We start from the raw sequence: 17,953 nt of genomic DNA on the forward strand, positions 1-17,953 counted from the left end.
GTCCCCCGACCGGGCTAACGTGTCCGTCCACGTCTCTGAGACGCGCGGGCCGGGGGATCGGTTCACGAAACGTCCGCGGAACTCGCGGCCCACGTGTTGCAGGCTTTGATGTCGTTCTGCTTGTGGCCTTGCATGACCCAACGCGCGTTGTTGTTCACATTGCCGTGGTCTGGCGTGCGGTTGTAGTCACCGCGTTGGCTCGCGTCCGACAGACCGGTGTTCACGACGTCCATCGGCACGACGTTCTTGTGCGAGAACGGGGCCAGCGTCATGCCGCCGAAGCAGGTGGCCTGGAGTTCCTTCCTGCGGTTGAGTTCGAGACCCTTCTGGGTGTCGAAGCCGCCCACGTCGTACTGGGCGTCGCCGGCCGCGCGCAGGAAGCCGGCCAGCCACTGGATGTGGTGGCCGTACTCGTGGCTGACCTGGCCGAGGTACACGCCGGGGTGCCGGACCGTCGAGCCGCCCTCGTTGGCGTAGTAGTTGCCCGGCCAGTAGATGACGCCCTGGCAGTACATCGCCGTCACGTCGTTGCGCCGCGAGCCGCACGGCGTCTGCACGGTGCCGGTGAACACATGGAGCTCGACCGGCTGGTACGGCAGGTTGGCCGCCTTCATCGCGGGCTGCCACGCCTTCTCGATGCACGGCAACGCGGCCGAGAGGAACCGTTCCTCGCCCGCCGGGTTGTACTCCATGTTCGGCAGCGGGCAGGAGGCGAAGTCGTTCGCGCCGACCCCGGTGGTGAAGATCGGGTGATCGGCGAGCTTGTAGACCGCCTTCGGGCCCGCGGGGGTCGTCGGGGTGCTCGACGTCCGCGTCGACGAGGTGCGGGTGGACGCCGTCGTTGTGGTCGTCGTGGTCGTTGTTGTTGTGTAGGTGTAGGTCGGGCTGTAGGTCGTGTAGTTCTGGTAGCCCGCGTCTTTGACCTTGCTGTTGAAGCTGGCCGCGAAGACGCCGACCGCGCCCAGGCCGAGGATGACGACGCCGCCGAGCACCAGGGCGAGGATCGGGCCGTTGCCGCTCTTGCGGGGCGGCATCACCGGGTACGGTGCGAAGCCCGGCTGCGGCTGCTGACCCCAGGTGGGCTGGGGCGGAGGCATCACCGGACGCGGCGGGGGCAGCGGAGCGCGGCCGGGCGGAGGTCCGTACGGCGGCGGAACCATCGGTGGAGAGCCCACGGGTGGGCGGCCCATCGGTGGCGAGCTCAGCGGCGGCGGCCCGACGGGTGCCGGGCGCATGCCGGGCGGCGGCCCCTGCGCAGGACGTGGAGGCATCGGCGGGCCGTACGGCGGTGGCGCGGGCACGGGTGGTGGGCCTACCGGACGAGGTGGCGGCCAGTTGCCCGGTGGCGGTGGTTGCGTCATCGCCGAAAATCCCCCAGATGGCGTCTGTTCGAAAGTCCGCCGGAGCATATGAGGACTCCGCTATTGTCCGCAGCCGTGTTGAAGAACTGGGGAGCGGCGATCTTCGTCGGGGCCGCGCTGACGTCCACTACGGCTGTTGGCGCGCTCGCGCAGCCGCTTCCCGGGACCGTCAGCACCGAGGTCCGGATGAAGCTGGAGCGCGACGCGAAGCTGTCCGTCACCGAGACCGTGCACGTGCCGGACGGCAAGACCGTGAAGCGGACCGTCCCCTTGCGACTCGCGGTGGGCAACGGCCTGGAGCGCCAGTACCAGGTCGTCGACGCGCGGGTCGAGGGCAAGGGCAGCGCGAGCGTCGGTGACGACAAGTTCACCACGACGTTCGAGGGCGGCCAGGCCACGCTGACCTACACCGTCGTCGGCGCGGTCGCACCGGTCGGTGACGCGCTGGAGGTGCGCTGGCAGGTCGCGGGCGGCTGGGACACCGAGCTCGACAAGGTCGCCGTCTCGTTCTCCGCGCCCGACTCGCCGACGTCGGTCAACTGCCTCGCCGGACCGGTCGGGTCGTCGCAGCCGTGCACGAGCGCGGACCTCGCGGACGGCAAGGGCGTGCGGGCGCAGGAGATCAAGCTCGGCGCCGGTGAACGGGTCGACGTCGCGATCGGACTGTCCGCGGGCGTCGTGCCGCCGAACGCCGTGGTGGTCGAGCAGTCCGGGCTGGCGGCCGCGTTCGCGCTGACGCCGGTCAGCGGTGCCGCGCTCGGCGGGCTGCTGGTGTTGCTGCTCGGCGGTGTCGCGCTGCTGTGGTACCTGCGCGGCCGGGACGCGGCGGCGCTCGCGAGCGAGGTCGGCGCGGTGAGCGTCCTGGTGCGCGACCAGAACAACCGGGTCGCGTTCGCCTCGCCCGACGGCGTGCTGCCCGGCCAGGTCGGCACGGTCGTCGACGAGCACGTGGACGTGGTCGACGTGACCGCCACGGTGATCGACCTCGCCGTGCGCAACTATCTCTGGATCACCGAGGTGGACGGCCACGACTGGCAGATCGTGCGCCGCAACCCGGCCGACGCCTCGCTGTCCGGGTACGAGAAGGCCGTCTACGAAGCCCTTCTGCCGCAGGGCGTCGACGCCGTGACGGTGGCGGAGCTGCGCAGCCGGCGGATCGACCTCGCACGGGTCCGCGACGAGCTGTACGCGGACGTCGTCGAGAAGCGCTGGTTCGTGCGCCGCCCCGACGCCGAGCGCAACCTGTTCTGGTGGGTCGGCATCGCGATCGCGGTGCTGGGTCTCGCCGCCACGGTCGTGCTGGCGCTGACGATCGGCAACGCGCTGTTCGGGCTCGCGGTCGCGGTCGGTGGTGTCGCGCTGGCGTTCGGTGCGCGGTCGATGCCCGCCCGCACGAAGCGCGGCAGCGAGCTGCTGGTGCACGTCCGGGGGCTGCGCGGGTACCTGCACGGCGTGACGCCGGACGACATCCCCGAGGCCGACCGCGAGCTGGTGTTCTCGCGGTCGCTGCCGTACGCGGTGGTGCTCGGCGAGACCGAGGGCTGGCTCACCAAGTTCGGTCAGCAGGACCTCTACTGGTACGGAAACGCGTCCGACTTCCGCCGGAGCTTCCCGGCGTTCCTCGGGGCGCTCGACGGCGTGCTCGCCCAGGCGGGCCACCTGCGATCGCTCCGGACGTAGAACCCGTAGGCTGGCGCACATGGCCTCACCCGAACTGCACAGGTTCACGTTGCCCAACGGCCTGCGGGTGGTGCTCGCCCCCGACGCCAGCGCACCGGTCGTCGGCGTCAGCGTGCACTACGACGTCGGCTTCCGCTCCGAGCCGGAGGGACGCACCGGCTTCGCGCACCTGTTCGAGCATCTGATGTTCCAGGGCAGCGAAAGCCTGGAGAAGCTGGCCCACTTCCGGCATGTGCAGTCGTCGGGCGGCACGTTCAACGGGTCGACGCACCCGGACTACACCGACTACTACCAGGTGCTGCCGAGTGCGGCGCTGGAGCGGGCGCTGTTCCTGGAAGCGGACCGCATGCGCGCGCCGAAGATCACCGAGGAGAACCTCCGCAACCAGATCGACGTGGTGAAGGAGGAGATCCGGCTCAACGTGCTGAACCGCCCGTACGGCGGGTTCCCGTGGATCCTCCTGCCGCCGGTGCTGTTCAAGACGTTCGCCAACGCGCACAACGGGTACGGCGACTTCGTCGACCTGGAGAGCGCCACGGTCGACGACTGCGCGGAGTTCTTCGACACCTACTACTCGCCGTCCAACGCCGTGCTGACCGTCGCCGGTGACCTCGACGTCGAGACCACGAAGGCGTTGGTGGAGAAGCACTTCGGCGACGTGCCCGCGCGGCCGAAGCCGGAGCGTCCCTCGTTCGCCGAGCCCGCGCCGCAGGGCGAGGTGCGCCACGAGCACGCCGACCCGCTGGCCCCGCTGCCCGCGATCGCGATCGGGTACCGCGTGCCGGACCCGGTCACCGACATCGACGGCTACCTCGCGTACCTGGTGCTGGCCGGCGTGCTGACCGACGGCGACAGCTCGCGCCTGCAGCAGCGCCTGGTGCACCGCGAGGGCATCGTGATCGACCTGAACGCCGGCTGCGGCCTGTTCGGGCCGCTGGAAGCCCGCGACCCGGACACGTTCAGCATCACCGCGATCCACCGCGCCGACGTCGCCGCGGACCAGGTCGTCGCGGCCATCGACGAGGAACTGCAGAAGCTCGCGCAGGAGCCGCCGTCGGCCGAGGAGCTCGCCAAGGTCACGGCCCGCTGGGCGTCGACCATGCACAAGGAGCACGACCGGCTCACCAACCGCACGCTGGGCCTCGGCTCCGCGGAGCTGCTGTTCGGCCGTGCCGAGCTGATCTACGAACTGCCCGAGCGGATCGCGTCGGTGACCGTGGACGAGGTGTCCGCCGCGGCCAAGGCGCTGCGTCCCGACGCCCGCGCACTTCTGCTCGTCAAGCCCACCGGAGGAGCTCAGTGACCGCCGCCAAGACCCACCGCAGTGCCGAGGAGATCGGGCGCACCGAGGTCGGCCCGCGTCCGCTGCCCGCGCTGGGTGTGCAGAAGGCGGCCGCCGACCTGTCCACTGTGGACACCGTGCTGCCCAATGGTCTGCGCGTCATCGCGATCCGCCGCGCCACCGTGCCGATGGTCGAGGTGCGGTTGCGCGTCCCGTTCGCGGACCCGGCCGCCTCCAGCACCGGCTCGCACCACTCCGCGCAGGCCGAGGTGCTCGCGAACACCGTGCTGACCGGCACCGCGACCCGCTCGCGCGTGCAGATCGACACCGAACTGGCGCTGGTCGGCGGCGAGCTCGACGCCGTGGTCGACCCGGAGCGCCTGAGCATCACCGGCAACGCGCTGGCCACCGGCCTCGGCACCGTGCTGGACGTGCTGCGCGACGTGCTGACGTCCGCGTCGTACCCGGCGGACGAGCTGGAGCGCGAGCAGGCCCGCCTGGTCGAACGCATCGCGCTCGCCCGCTCGCAGCCGAGCGTGATCGCGCGCGAGGCGTTGCAGAAGCTGCTCTACGGCGACCACCCGTACGCCAAGGAGATGCCGGAGGCCGAGGAGGTCGCCGCCGTCACCCGCGACGACGTGCTCGCGTTGCACCGCAAGGCGTTGCTGCCGCGCGGCTCGGTCTTCGTGATCGTCGGCGACGTCGAACCGGCGGAGGCCGTGGCGCAGATCGGCGAGGCGCTGGAGGCGTGGCAGGGCGAGGGGGAGGCGGTCCAGCTGCCGCCGTTGCCCGCGGTCAAGGGCGGCGACGTGCTGCTGGTGCACCGCGCCGGTGCCGTGCAGTCGCAGATCCGGCTTGCCGCACAGGCGATCCCGCGCACCGACGAGCGCTACCCGGCGCTGCAGATCGCGAACCTGGTCTACGGCGGGTTCTTCTCGTCGCGGCTGGTCGAGAACATCCGCGAGGACAAGGGCTACACCTACAGCGCCCGTTCGCACCCCGAGTTCACCATCCACGGCGCCACGCTGCTGGTCGACGCGGACACGGCGTCGGACGTGACGGCGGCGGCGCTGCTGGAGACCCGCTACGAGCTCGCGCGGCTCGGCCTCGTGCCGCCGTCGGAGTCCGAAGTGGACGTCGCCCGCAGCTACGCGGTCGGCACGTTGCTCACCACCACGTCGTCGCAGTCCGGCCTGGCGTCGTTCCTGGTGAACCTCGTCGCGCTCGGCCTCGGTGTCGACTGGCTCGTGTCGCACCCGCAGCGGCTGCAGGCGGTCACGCCGGAGCAGGTCGCGGCGGCGGCGCTGGAGTTCTTCGCTCCCGGCAACTTCACCGGTGTGCTCGTCGGTGACGCCGAGACGTTGAAGCCGAAGCTGGCCGCATTGGGCGGGGTCAAGTTCCAGTGAGCTTCGACCTGGTCGCTTTGCCCGCGCTCTCGCGAACCGAGATCGACCGGGCCGAGCCGTTGCGCGGCGACGAGGAGAAGCTCGCCGCGCTCTGGTCCAAGGCCCGGATGATCGTCGTCGACACGCGCGGCCGGACGCTCGTGGCCGACCGCGGCACGCGCCTGGTCGACCGGCCGGCCGTGGAGTTCGGGGATCAGCCGCCCGTGAACGCCGTCCTGCTGGGTGAGCAGGACGGCGTGGCCTGGTTCGCCGTGCTGATGCCGGTCGAGGAGGACGAGCGGGTCCCGGTCGGTCGTTCCTGGGTCGCTCCGGAACTGACCGACGAACCGCAGTGGCTCGACCTGCGGCAGTCCGGCGCGACGCTGGACGACAGGTCCGCGGGGCTCTTCACGACGGCGGCGGCGCTGTTCCAGTGGCACCGGCTCGGCAAGTACTGCGCCAAGTGCGGCGCGCGGACCGTGCTGGAGAAGTCGGGCTGGGTCAGCGTCTGCTCCGGTTGTGAACGCGAGGAGTACCCGCGCACCGACGCCGCGGTGATCTGCCTCGTCCACGACGGCGCGGACCAGGTGCTGCTGGCGCGTGGACCGGAGTGGCCGGAAGGCCGGTTCTCCGTGCTCGCCGGGTTCGTGGAGGCCGGCGAGTCGCTGGAGTCCTGTGTGGAGCGCGAGATCGCCGAGGAGGTCGGCGTGACCGTGCGGGACATCCGGTACCTCGGCTCGCAGCCGTGGCCATTCCCGCGCTCGCTGATGATCGGCTTCGAGGCCGTGGCCGATCCCGCCGAGCCGTTGCGGCCGGCCGACGGCGAGATCGCCGAGGCGAGGTGGGCGACGCGGGCCGACGTGCGCAAGGCGATCGAGGAACCCGGCAGCGTGCCGGGGCTCGGGCTCGCCGGTGGCGCGTCGATCGCGTACCGGATGCTGCAGAGCTGGTCCGGGGCCAAGACTCCCTGACCCAGTCCGCGCAGCTGTGCCAGCCGATCTCGGGGAACTCCGCGTGGAGCTCCCCGAGGTCCAGCTCCAGCCCGATCCCGCGGAAGTACCGGAACATCGCCGCCAGGTCCGGCGAGTAGGCCGCGGCCTTGCCCTGCGCCACCTCGCCGCGGCTGCCGAGCGGGGGCGTCAGGAAGACCCCGTCCACGTCCGCAAACGCCGCGGCCGGCGAGGCCGGGTCGTCGAAGTCGCCGTGGACGTCGTCGGGGCGCTCGGGGTTTCGGGTGACGCGGCGGACGTCGTGGCCGCGTTCGGTCAACAGCCGGGCGACGGCACCGCCGGGGTGCCGGTCGCTCCGGTCACGGCGATCTTCACGCGGCGATCCCGGAGATGTAGCCGTCCGGGCGGACGGTGGCTTCGAGGCCGTCCAGAGCGATGCTGGTGCCCTTGCCGTCGGACAGGTCGAGGCCGGGGACGAACGTGCCGGCCAGCGGGTGGTCGCAGTCCGTGGCGTAGCGGATGTCGGTGCCCTGGATCATCGCGGAGATGCGGGTCTTGACCTCGGGGAGGTCGAGCAGGTCGTCGACGAGCGCGTGCAGTTCGCGGGAGTGCGGGTCGGGGCGGGTGAGGGCCACCTGGGCCATGGTGTTGCGCAGCACGCGTTCCGCGACCGGGTGACGTTCGGCGGTGTAGGTGTCGATCAGGGCGGAGTCGCCGGTGGCGAGCTTCCAGCCGAGGTTGAGGGCGTCCTGCAGGCCGAGGTTGAGACCCTGGCCGCCGAACGGCGAGTGGACGTGGGCCGCGTCGCCTGCCAGCAGGACGTTGCCGCGGCGGTAGGTGGTGGCCTGGCGGGTGTTGTCGGTCCAGACCGTCGAGGTGTGCACGGCGGTGATGCGGACGTCGCGGCCGCTCACCCTGCGCAGGGCGGCTTCGAGGGACTCGCGGGTCACGTCACGGGTCGCGGGCGGGCCGTCGAACTCCAACAGCATGATCCGGCCCTTGAGCGGGCCGGAGGCGTACACGCCGGTCGGGGTGCGCTGCCAGCCCCGCGGGAGGTCGCCGTCCAGGTCGACGACGGCCTGGTAGCCGGTGAGGGTCGGGTCGGTGCCGGGGAAGTCGAACCCGGCGAGCTTGCGGACGGTGCTGCGGCCGCCGTCGCAGCCGACCACGTAGTCGGAGCCGAGGTCGAGCGAGGTGACCTCGGCCCCGCGCCGGATCTCGACGCCCAGTTCGAGGGCGCGGGCTTCGAGGATCCGTTCGAGGGCCTGCTGGGACAGCATGACCAGCGGCAGACCGTCCAGTTTGAACAGTCCGGCGAAGTGGCCGGTGGAGCCGGTGGGGCGCCAGGCGAGACCGGCGGCCTCGGCCTCGCTCGCGGCGTCCACGGCCGGACCGAAGCCGCGCATGGCGAGCATCTGGTACGTGCGGCCGCTGATCATCTGGGCCTTGATGGTGTCGGCCCGGGCGGTGAGGCGTTCGAGCACGGTGGTGCGGACGCCCTGGAGGGCGAGTTCGGTGGCGAGCAGGAGGCCGACGGGGCCTGCGCCGACGACGGTGACGTCCCCAGAAGTTTTCATGCTCAACATTTGAGCGTGAAAACGTCCCGAAGTCAAACGTGATTTAGGATGGGGTGGTGACCGAGCCGATCTTCTCGTGGCTGTACGTGCAGCAGGGCGTGGACGCGGTGAAGGCCGCGATGGGGCAGCGGATGGAGTCCGAGGCCGGGTGCTCGCTGCTGGAGCACGTGGCGCTCTACCAGCTGTTCCGGGCCGGCGGGCGGTTGCAGATGTCCGAGCTCGTCGAGCTGCTGGACGTGAGCCCGTCCGGCGTCACGCGGCTGATCGAGCGGCTGGTCAAGCGCGGCTGGGTCACGCGCGAGCAACCACCGGACAACCGGCGGCTGGTCTACGCCGTGCTGACGCGCGAGGGCGAGGAGGCGTGTCGGGGCGTCACCGCGCGCGTGTACCGGGCGGCGGTCGCCGAGGAGTTCACCGGGTTGCTGAACGAGCGCGACCTCGCCGACCTGCGCCGGATCGGGCGCAAGTTGATGGAGGGGCACGGCCGGTGGGACGTCAAGCGGTTCGCGCCGTCAGAGGAGTGACGGCAGCACGTGCTCCTCGGTGACCATCAGGCCCGTGGTGGCCATGGTCTCGGCCAGGTCGGGGTCCCAGCTCGCTTCTTCCGGGCGGCGGTTGAGGGTGGGCAGTTCCACGCCGCGCGCGATCAACGTGGCCACGGCCTCGCGGTAGTCGGCGGCTGACATCCGCCACGGAGTCCCGCCCGTGTAGGCCAGGATCTCGTTGGTCACGCGGATGCCGTCGGGCGTGAAGTCGTTGTGGCAGCGGACAACCCTGCCGTCGAGGTGGTGCTTGGCCTGCGGTGTCAGACCGTTCGGGAGCACCATCAACGGGCCGGGCACGCCGGACTCCAGCAGGCGCGGGCTGCGGACGACGGTGACCTCCCGCGCTTCGAGGGTGTCGTTGAGCGTCAGGTAGCCCTGTGAGGTGAGCACCGGGTTGCGGTACGCGTCGGGCAGCACGCCGGAACGTTCCCAGTCGGTGCCCGCGAGCTGCAACGCCTTCTGCACGATGCGGGTCAACGGGCGGCCGTCGTCGAGGTCGTTGCCCGCCAACGCATGGCGAGTCGTCCACCGCCTGGCCTCAGGACGCAGCTGGGCGAGGACGGCCGCGGCCTGGTTCGCGATCATCGGCAACGCCGGCTGCGGGATCTTGCCGTACCTGCGGACGTGCTCGATCCACTCGGCGGCCCAGGGCGCGTGCAACAGCCCGTGCTCGCGCAACGCGAACTTCAGCACGGCGTCCGCGGTGGAGGCCTCTTCGCTCGTTGACAGGCCGACGGGTCTGCCGTGCACGGACTCCAGTACCTCGGGCAGGGTGGTGCCGTGCGCGCGGAGGTGCTCGTCGAGGCGTGCCAACGAGATCTGGCGGCGGGCCGGGTGCGCGATCGGTTTGCGCAGCAGCTCGCCGAGTGCGGTGGCGGTGGCCGCGTCCTCGACCCGGAAGCTGAACGCCGAACGTCCGCCGCCCTCCATCGTCTCGCGGGCGAGGCGCCAGAACTCGGTCAGTTCGGGACGGTCGTACTCGATCACGAGGCCAAACATAGGCCTTCACCGGCGCTGGTCGTGAGCGGGTTCCAGGCATCCTGGGCGGCACGGCTAGCGTCTACAGAGCATGAAGAAACTTCGCCTGCTCGTCGCAGGCGTCACCGCAGCCGTCACGGCAACCTTCCTGGCGCCGATGCCCGCGAACGCCGACCCCCGGGCCGAGATCGCCGCGGACGCCAAGGCGGCGTTCGCCGTGTTCGACCGCAAGACCGGACGTACCACGATCGCCTGGGACGAACACGCGCAGTTCCGCTCGGCGTCGGTCGTCAAGATCCTCATCGCGCTCGACTACCTGGAGAAGCGCGGCCCCGATGCCGAGATCCCGCCGGCCGACCTGGCACGGCTGCAGCCGATGCTGAGGTCGAGCGACGACAACGCGGCTTCGGAGCTCTGGGTCCAGGAGGGCTGGGAGAAGATCGTCGAGCGCATGGTCGTCAAGCTGGGGCTCAAGGACACCGCTCCGCCGGTCAACGTCGGATTCTGGGGCTACACGGCGCTCAGCGCCGCCGATGTCATCAAGATCTACCGTTATGTGCTCGACCAGGCACACCCGAAGTTCCGCGATTTCATCATGGGCAACCTGCACCAGGCGACGAAGTGCGCGACCGACGGCTTCGACCAGTCCTTCGGCCTGCCACGCGCCGTGCACGGCGAGGTGGCCTACAAACAGGGGTGGTCGCGGTTCGGCGACACGCCGCCCAGGCCGTGCGTCGAATCGCGGAGGCCGCCGACCTACCCCGGTGTCGGCAAGGACGGTCCGGTGGGCCAGGACGCGCGTTCGGCCGCCGATGTCGACCTGACGCGTCCGGCAATGCACACCACCGGCACCTACGGCCACAACGACCGCAAGATCATGGTCGTGCTGACGCTGGAGCCGGTGGGCACCACCTGGGACGTCTCGGCCGAGCGGATCACCAGGCTCACGCGCGCTGTGCACCTGGCGGACCTCATCCTCGGCTGACCCGCAAACGATGAACGGCGCTTTTGTCCACCTCAGGTGCAATGCCAGAAACTTGAGCGCGCGTCGAGGGGTAACACATGGAGTCTCGCTCCTGCGGCCCGACATGTGGTGCTGTGCACCGTGGGAGCGATCCCATCGAACATTCCGGACATATCCGCACGTGTTGATCTTTATGAAGGGAACCTTTATCCACCTGGAGTGGATGAAAGCGCCCTTCATAAAGATCAACTAGCACGGATTCGAGTCGGCCTCGACCACGCGTTTGAGGCGCGCGTCCGCGTTGCGACATGCGCCAGGCCGTGCGTCATCGCGATCAAGAGCCGCTGGCCGGGAGCTTCGCGACCGACTGGTCACCAGTGCGACCTTCGCGAGCCTCGTAGATCGCGTTCCCGGAGCCGTTCAAGTTCCTGGCATTGCACCTCAGGTGCACAAAAGCGCCGTTCATCGCGAGCGTCTAGGGGTCGATGCGGTCCAGCGCGGCGCCGTCCCACGTCGTCTGCGTGCACGCGACACCACGGCCGTTCTTGGGCCGCAGCACGTCGTAGATGTGCATGCGCGGGATCTTGTCGGACACGCCCCAGCCGCTCGGCCAGGTGATCACCCAGTCCATGTCGAGGTCGACCAGCAGCCCCAGCATGCGTGCGATGGTCGGGTCGTCGAGCCGTTCGAACGCCTCGTCCAGCAGCACCAGGCGCAGCGGGTCGAACTCGTCGCTCACCGCGTCGTAGAAGCTCGCCGCCGCCGCGAACAGCGTCACGTACGAGATCAGCCGGGTCTCACCGGACGACAGCTGGCGCAGCCGCCGTTCGCGCGGGTTGCCGTCGGGGCCGGTGTCGGCGACGGTCACCGTGAACTGGTGCCACGTCCGGTAGTCGAGCGCCCGCGAGAGGATCTCGGCGTAGCCACCGGAGTGCGTGTCGCGCTCGTTCTCGATGCGTTCGGTGAAGACGCGGCGCAGTGTGGCGTCCTGCTCGGGCGTGCGTTCGCCGAACGGCAGCCGCACGAGCGCAAGCGCTTGCCTGGTCGAGTCGTCCAGCGCGCTCGACGACTTCCAGGCCAGCTTGACGTGCACGCCCTGGCTCGACCGGGCCTGGCCGAGCACCTCGTTCATGCGCTTGGTCAGGTTCTCGGCGACGGTGATCTGCCCGCGCAGCCACTCGGCGAGGTCGCGGATCAGGTAGTCGGCGAAGATGCCCTGGTACTGCTCGTCGAGGAACCCGCGTTGCTCGGCCAGCTTCGTGGTGACCTGGCGGGCGGCGACGGCGACGGGCTTCGCGCCCTCCTCGCCGGTGACCGTGACGGTCAGCAGGCCCGCGTGCTGCTCGGCGGCGATGTCGTGGCTGCCGGCCAGGGACGTCTGGAGGGCCTGCAGTTTGGCGATCACGGTGGCCTCGGTGCCGCCGCGCCGGTCGCCGTGCTCGGAGATCAGCGCGCGAACGGAAGCCTCGTCCGCGGCACCGTCGTGGTTCGGGAACGCGGCCGCGATCAGGCCCGGCGCGCGGACGGTGGCCGTGAAGTTGGCCCTCGCCCGTTCCAGTCCCTCGGAGGCCTCCTCGACGGCGTTGGAGTTTGTCTCCAGCAACGCTTCCAGCTTCGCCGCCTGCTCACGCGCGGTCGTGATGCTCTCGCGGACGCCCTTGAGGTCCTCGCGCATCTTCTTGCGCGACTTCTCCAGCTGGGTCAGCTGCTCGCTGATCTCCTTGGCCTCACCGCCGACCGCGTCGGTCAGCTCGGCCAGCGTGCCCGCCTGCGCCGCGTAGTCGACGCACCGGGCGTCGGCGTCGGCTTCCGCGGTCTGCCGGTCCGCCACGGCCTCGTGGTAGCGGTGCGAGGCGTCCGTGAGGTCGGAGATCGTGCCCTGGCAACGCCTGCGCACCGCGTCACCGAGCAGGTCGGCCGTGCGCTGGGCTTCTCCCGCGGCCGCTTGGGCCTGCCGGAGTGCCTCGGTGTCCGACGGCAGCCCCGCGTCGCCTGCCTGGCGGGTCAGTTCGCTTCGAGCCGCTTCGAGCCGTGCGTTGGCGTTCTCCAGGGCATCGCGCAGTTCGAACGTGCGCTGCTGCGCCCGTGCCGCGGACTCCTCGGCGGCCTGGACGCGGCTGTGCTTGGCGATCAGCTCGCTGTCACCGGGGAACGCCGCGACGTGCGCCTCCCAGGTGGCGACGTGCTCGTGCGCGCGGGCCAGCTCGTCCTCGGCGGTGCCGAGCTGGGTCCGCAGCTCGGCCAGTTCCTCTTCCAGGGCCGCGATTCGGCGGCCACGCGCGGCCTCTCGCGCGCCCGCGCCGATGAACTCGGCCTCGGGCTTGGTCCACCGCCCGGTCAGCACGCCGGTGCGCCAGTCACCGCTGGTCGTCATGTCGTCCAGGGACACCGCGCGCAGCAGGTCGGCGACGAACGACTCCGGTACCGGCGAGCCCTCGACCGCCGGCACCAGGAACTCTGCCAGTGAACGACCGTTCACCGCTTCCCTCGGCACGGCGAGGACGTCGTCGAGGTCGCTGCCCTGCGCGGTCACCCAGGCGTCGAGCAGGCCGCTCGCCTGCAGTGCAGCTTCCAGACCCGCCCGTTCGTCCTCGTTCAACGACGGCGCGAAGTCCACCAAGCGGTAGAACGGAGCGCCCACAGCCGTGTCGCGCGAGGCCGACGTGTACTGGCCCGGCACCGGCACCCGCTCCTTGCCCGAACGCAGACCGACGAGCTCCTCGTCCAACGTGTCGAGCCGCGCGCGCAGTTCGGCGCGCTGCTGCGTGAACGCGTGGGCGGCGTCGCGAGCGGCCTGCACCAGCGGGCCGACCCACTCGCGGGCCGTGCCGCTCAACGCCTTCGCCGCCGCCGGATCGGGGGTCTGGGGCAGCACCAGCGCATCCGCCGGGCGTTCGTCGAGCAGCGGGCCGCTCGTCGTCCACGCCTCGACCTGCTCCAGCCAGGTCTGCACGACCTCGGCCAGCTCCTGCAGCTCCTGGTTGCGCAGCGCGGTCGACTCGGTCGCGCCGAGCTGGGCGTCGCGGGCCTTCTGCCGCAACGACTCCACCTCGCGCTGCTGCGCGTCCAGGGCCAGCGCCTGCTCGTGCAACGACAGCGCGAGCGCACCCCGTTGGCGCGCAAGGGAAGCGATGACCGAGGTCTGGTCGGTCACCGACGCCAGCGCGGCCAGCACGTCCTCGGTCGCGGCGGCGGGCGGCACCCGCCGTTCGATCGGCAGCGGCCCCGCCTCCGGATCCGGCTTGGCGCGCACCGAGTCCGTGGTCACGGTCGCCTCGGCGGGCGGGACCTGCGGCACGTCCGGTGCCAGGTCGGGGTCCATGCCCGCGAGCCTGAGGTTCTCGCGCAACGGGTCGCTCAACGCGTCGGCCGCGCTCAGGTCCTCTGCCAGCCGCCGCAGCAGCCGCAGGACGTTGTCGACCGCGGCGTCTTCCTGGGCGCGCTGGCGGTGGGCCGTTTCGAGAGCGGCCACGGCCGAAGAACGCTTCTCCGCAACGAGGTTCTCGCGCGTCTTGAGGTCCTGCAGGTCGCGGAACGCGGGCAGCTCCTTCAGCGCCGCGATGGTCTCCTCGGCCTGTTGCTCGCCGGTCTCCATGTCGACGAGCGCCTGCTCGGAGGCCGCGCGTTCCATCCGCGTGACGTCCAGCTCCTGCGTGAGCTTCGACTGCTCGCGCTGCAGCTTCGCCACCGACCTCTCGGCCGACTCCAGCCGTTCGGCCGCCGACCGCAGCCCACCGAACGCGTAGTCGCTGTAGGTCTTGAGGAACGTGCCCAGCGCACTGTCCGCAGAGGACAGTCGCACGATGTTCTCGCGGATCGACTCCAGGTCGTCGAACGACGTCGCGAGCTGCTCGACCATCGCCTGGTCCAGCGGCGGCAGCGCGTCGGACAGGATCTGCTCCAGCTGGCCTTCCAGCACCTTCAGGCCGACGTCCGGGTTGCGCAGCGTCCGCTGGAGGTGCAGCAGGTCGCCGTAGCGGGCGGCCGGCACGCCGTAGACGGCATCGGCGATCTTCGCGCGGAACGCCGGTTCCTCGAACATGCAGTCCGCGCCGATCAGGTCCCGCAGCTGAGCCGGACCGTGCGGAACCCGCTCAGGACCCGCGAGCTGCAGTTCCGTGCCGACCCGCATCGGCGTGACGAACCGCCACGAGTCCGTGATCGCCTGCGAGGTCTTCGACGCCTTCACACCGAGTCCACAGGTCAGGTACTCGTTGCCGGAGTGGTCGGCGGCTTCGCGGATCAGCTCGACCCACGCGTAGCCGATGCGGTTCGGGCCGCCGTCGTAGTCGTCCAGCATGAGGCGCCGGATGCTGACCGTGTCGAAGCCCTTCGAGCCGAGCTGGCGCAGGTCGCCGTCCAGGCACAGCGGCAGCAGCAGCTCCAGCGTGCGGGACTTGCCGGAACCGTTGGTGCCCTGGAAGATCGCGCGGCCACCGGAGAAGTCGAACGTCTGCTCGGTGTACTGCCAGATGTTGACCACGCCGCCGCGGTGCAGCCGCCACCTGCTCATGACACGTTCTCCTCATCGAACAGGGACCAGCTCGGTACTTCGGGCACCACAACGGGTTCCGGTTGTTCACGCTCGGGGTCGCCGTCTGGGGACGGCAGCCAGCGGTGCGCCGCCGCGCTGATCGACCAGCCTTCTTCGCAGGGGACGGCCAGTCCCATGCGGCGCAGCAGTTCCGTCACCTCGGCGACCAGCCGGTCGAGGTCGTCGGTGAACTGCTTCGACCACGCCGCAGGGTAGTCCTCGACGAGCCGGGCGCAGACCTCGCGGATCCGTTCCACCGTCACCACGTGCCGTGCGGGCGGTTCTTCCGAGTCGTCGTCGACCAGGTCGGGCAACGCGAGCAGCGCGATGCGCGCGACCGTGGAGACACCGGGGAACGACAGGTCGGTCAGGAAGTCCTCGGGGTCGGCGGCGAGCACACCCTCGACCCGGCACTCGGTGTAGAGGCCGAACGCCTGCTCCAGCACCGCGGTTTCCTTGCGCTGGTTGCGTCGCAGCCACTCGGCCTGATCGTCCGGCAGGTCCGCGTAGAGCACCAACGGCGTCTCGACCAGCTTGCGCCGCACCGCGTGCTCGACGCCGCGCGGACCGGGGCGGGCGGCGAGCTCGATCAGGTGCGCGGGGCTCTGCGCCTCCCCGACCGGACCCGTGACGAGCTGGCCGAGCAGGTCCGTGTCGATCGTGATCAGCGCTTCCTGCGGGATCATGTCCTGCGCGACCGAACCCTCGGTTTCCTGCAGCACGCCAAGGGAAACGAGGTGGCGCAACGCTGCCGTGAGCGCACGTCGTTCGGTGACGTCGTCCGGTGCGTCGATGCCGGCTTCGACGGCGGCGGAACGGATGTCGGCCACGAGCCGGGACAGCAGCGTCTGGCGGCCGATACCGGTGAGCACGGCCAGGGTCAGCGCCAGGTAGGCGTAGCCGCGCGGCGACATGCTGAGCACACCGCGCGTGTCGTCGTGGCCGGGACCGGACTTGTAGAGGCGCGCGAACCGGCGCTCCACGACGAGCCGGTAGCCGAGCAGGCCCGCGAACAGGTCCTGCAGGACCGCCCGGTGCCGGTAGACGAGGCTCAGCAGCTCGCCGTCCGGGCCGTCCTGGCGCAGAAGCGGCCTGCGCAGCAACGTCCGGGCGCACCGCACCACGTTGGCGGCGTCGATGTCGGAGAGGTTGTCCAAGTGGTTCATCGCTTCAGCGCCACCGTCGCGTCGTGCAGGGTGAGCGTCCCGGCGGCGGAGCGGATCTTCGTCGTCGTGCCGTGGGCGATCTCAAGCTTGAGGCCGCGCACGGGGTCGCTGGCCGAACCGCTGTCCTGCGGGGAGTCGCGCTGGGCCATCGCGAGCGTCAGCAGCTCGCAGAAGACCTCCAACGCGCCGTGCGTCAGCGTGGTGTTCTCCAGGTTCCCCGCGGCCTTGGTCAGTTCCGCGACGTGCCTCGCGCGGATCTCGTCGGCCTCACGGGCTTCCGCGAGCAGCGACTGCTCGGTCATCGGGTCGTCGAGGATCCGCGACGGACGGCCGCGCGCTCCCCGGTCGCCTCTGGTCCGCACGGACACGGTGACGTCGCAGACCGGGCCGTCGCGCCACGGCGTGCGCTCGTTGTCCGAATCGTGTTCCGGCGCGGGCGAGAGGTGGCGGGCGGAGTACAGCCCGAACGCCGACGCGTAGATCCCGTGCGCTTCTTCTCTCGTCGCGTTGTCGAACCAGCTCGCGAGCTTCAGCAGCTCCGCGCGCCTGCCGGGGAGCAGTCCTCCACCGGACGTGGCCCGCTTCACGCTGGCCAGCAGGCTGCCGATCGCGCGGGCCGTGGCCTCCCGCAGCGCCGTGACCTGGCTCGGGCGGCCGGGGCGGTCGACGAACCAGTCCGTCAGCTCCTGCCAGTCCTCCGGCGTGCGGCCGCGGGCGCGTTCGACGTTCTGGCCGAGATCCGTGCCCAGCAGGCGCAGCAGCTCTGACCGCGCCTTCGTGAGGCCGGCCAGGGCTTCCGCGATCGGGGGCGTGTACTTCAGCACGTCCTCGACGACCCGCTGGATGTACTCGACCAGCAGGTTGCGGAAGCCCGCGATCTCGTCCGGCGCCAGGTGGTTGCGCGTGACGACCTGGCCGAGGTAGGCGTAGAAGTCGCGGACCGTCGCGGCGAGCTCGGCGTGCTGCAGGAACAACGTGGTGACGCGTTCGGCCAGGAGCTCCTTCGTCCGCTCGCCTTCGTTGAGCAGGGCGACACTCAGCGACCCGCCCAGCTCGTTGAGGCCGCGTTCGATGGCGGGGAGGAGCTCCCTCGACACCTCGCGGGCGCCTTCGGGGACCCTGAGCAGCTCGTCGACGTCGCGCTGGACGCGGACGGCGAGCTTCGAGACCTGGTACCGGACGCTGCCGTGCTGGAACTCGGCGATGCTGGCCGCGACGACCTCACGCCGGCCCTGGACCAGGTTGCCCCACTCGACCAGCTGCTTCAGGCGGTTGATGACGTTCTCGATGCGGCTCTCGCCGGGCTCGACGCGGCCTTCCCGCTCCTGACCCGCCAGCGCTCCGGCGACCTCGCCCGCGGACAGGTCGGCCAGCAGCGTGGAGGTGAACAGGCGCATGATCGCCAGGTACGTGCGCTGGTGATCGCGCGCGTCCAGATAGGCGTACAGCTTCAGCCGCTTGTGCTCCACGACCGGCCACCCTAATGCGCGCTGTGTTGTGATGCGGCGCTACCGTGCCCACAGCGAGCTGG

Annotated in this window: 12 protein-coding genes; 6 read left to right on the forward strand and 6 right to left on the reverse strand. The window is 70.7% G+C overall.

Annotated features, from left to right (window positions below):
• Window positions 1-62: 62 nt before the first annotated feature.
• On the reverse strand, window positions 63-1,097 hold the full coding sequence (locus tag ABZV40_RS24265; protein WP_355445618.1) for a neutral zinc metallopeptidase: 1,035 nt from the start codon (window positions 1,095-1,097) through the stop codon (window positions 63-65).
• Between the two features lie 339 nt (window positions 1,098-1,436).
• On the opposite strand from ABZV40_RS24265, the gene ABZV40_RS24270 reads away from it, so the two are divergent.
• Genes ABZV40_RS24270 through nudC form a run of 4 tightly spaced genes read left to right on the forward strand, consistent with a single transcriptional unit; the run spans window position 1,437 to window position 6,679 of the window.
• Complete coding sequence (locus ABZV40_RS24270; RefSeq protein ID WP_355445621.1) at window positions 1,437-3,041, forward strand: DUF2207 domain-containing protein; 1,605 nt, start codon at window positions 1,437-1,439, stop codon at window positions 3,039-3,041.
• Between the two features lie 19 nt (window positions 3,042-3,060).
• Window positions 3,061-4,344: a pitrilysin family protein gene (locus ABZV40_RS24275; protein WP_355445623.1), complete on the forward strand. Its 1,284-nt coding sequence runs from the start codon at window positions 3,061-3,063 to the stop codon at window positions 4,342-4,344.
• A complete protein-coding gene (locus ABZV40_RS24280; RefSeq protein ID WP_355445626.1) occupies window positions 4,341-5,729 on the forward strand; it encodes a pitrilysin family protein in 1,389 nt (462 codons plus the stop codon). Before ABZV40_RS24275 ends, ABZV40_RS24280 begins: the two co-directional genes overlap by 4 nt.
• Entirely contained in the window at window positions 5,726-6,679 is a 954-nt protein-coding gene (nudC, locus tag ABZV40_RS24285; RefSeq protein ID WP_355445629.1) for an NAD(+) diphosphatase, read from the forward strand. Before ABZV40_RS24280 ends, nudC begins: the two co-directional genes overlap by 4 nt.
• Before the next feature lie 350 nt (window positions 6,680-7,029).
• On the opposite strand, the gene ABZV40_RS24290 is transcribed toward nudC, so the two are convergent.
• Window positions 7,030-8,235 carry an FAD-dependent monooxygenase gene (locus ABZV40_RS24290; RefSeq protein ID WP_355445632.1) on the reverse strand — a complete coding sequence of 402 codons (1,206 nt, stop codon included), beginning with the start codon at window positions 8,233-8,235 and terminating at the stop codon, window positions 7,030-7,032.
• A 56-nt stretch (window positions 8,236-8,291) separates the two neighbouring features.
• Here ABZV40_RS24290 and ABZV40_RS24295 point away from each other — a divergent pair, with 56 nt between their 5' ends.
• A complete protein-coding gene (locus tag ABZV40_RS24295; RefSeq protein WP_355445635.1) occupies window positions 8,292-8,759 on the forward strand; it encodes a MarR family transcriptional regulator in 468 nt (155 codons plus the stop codon).
• Here ABZV40_RS24295 and ABZV40_RS24300 read toward each other — a convergent pair.
• A complete protein-coding gene (locus ABZV40_RS24300; protein WP_355445638.1) occupies window positions 8,748-9,767 on the reverse strand; it encodes a DUF2399 domain-containing protein in 1,020 nt (339 codons plus the stop codon). The two genes, ABZV40_RS24295 and ABZV40_RS24300, sit on opposite strands and share 12 nt — an antisense overlap.
• Before the next feature lie 82 nt (window positions 9,768-9,849).
• Between ABZV40_RS24300 and ABZV40_RS24305 the strand changes: the two genes are divergently transcribed.
• Window positions 9,850-10,743, forward strand: a complete 894-nt coding sequence (locus tag ABZV40_RS24305) for a hypothetical protein (protein ID WP_355445641.1) — start codon at window positions 9,850-9,852, stop codon at window positions 10,741-10,743.
• 454 nt (window positions 10,744-11,197) lie between these two features.
• Here ABZV40_RS24305 and ABZV40_RS24310 read toward each other — a convergent pair whose 3' ends face one another.
• Genes ABZV40_RS24310 through ABZV40_RS24320 form a run of 3 tightly spaced genes read right to left on the reverse strand, consistent with a single transcriptional unit; the run spans window position 11,198 to window position 17,891 of the window.
• Entirely contained in the window at window positions 11,198-15,235 is a 4,038-nt protein-coding gene (locus tag ABZV40_RS24310; protein WP_355445644.1) for a TIGR02680 family protein, read from the reverse strand.
• The gene (locus ABZV40_RS24315) at window positions 15,232-16,422 is read right to left on the reverse strand and encodes a TIGR02678 family protein (protein WP_355445647.1); all 1,191 of its coding nucleotides are present in this window, start codon (window positions 16,420-16,422) and stop codon (window positions 15,232-15,234) included. Before ABZV40_RS24315 ends, ABZV40_RS24310 begins: the two co-directional genes overlap by 4 nt.
• On the reverse strand, window positions 16,419-17,891 hold the full coding sequence (locus ABZV40_RS24320; protein ID WP_355445650.1) for a DUF2397 domain-containing protein: 1,473 nt from the start codon (window positions 17,889-17,891) through the stop codon (window positions 16,419-16,421). The genes ABZV40_RS24315 and ABZV40_RS24320 overlap by 4 nt, the downstream gene beginning before the upstream one ends.
• Between the last annotated feature and the right edge of the window lie 62 nt (window positions 17,892-17,953).

Source organism: Lentzea sp. NPDC004782, from assembly GCF_040609115.1.
Classification (GTDB): Bacteria; Actinomycetota; Actinomycetes; order Mycobacteriales; family Pseudonocardiaceae; genus Lentzea.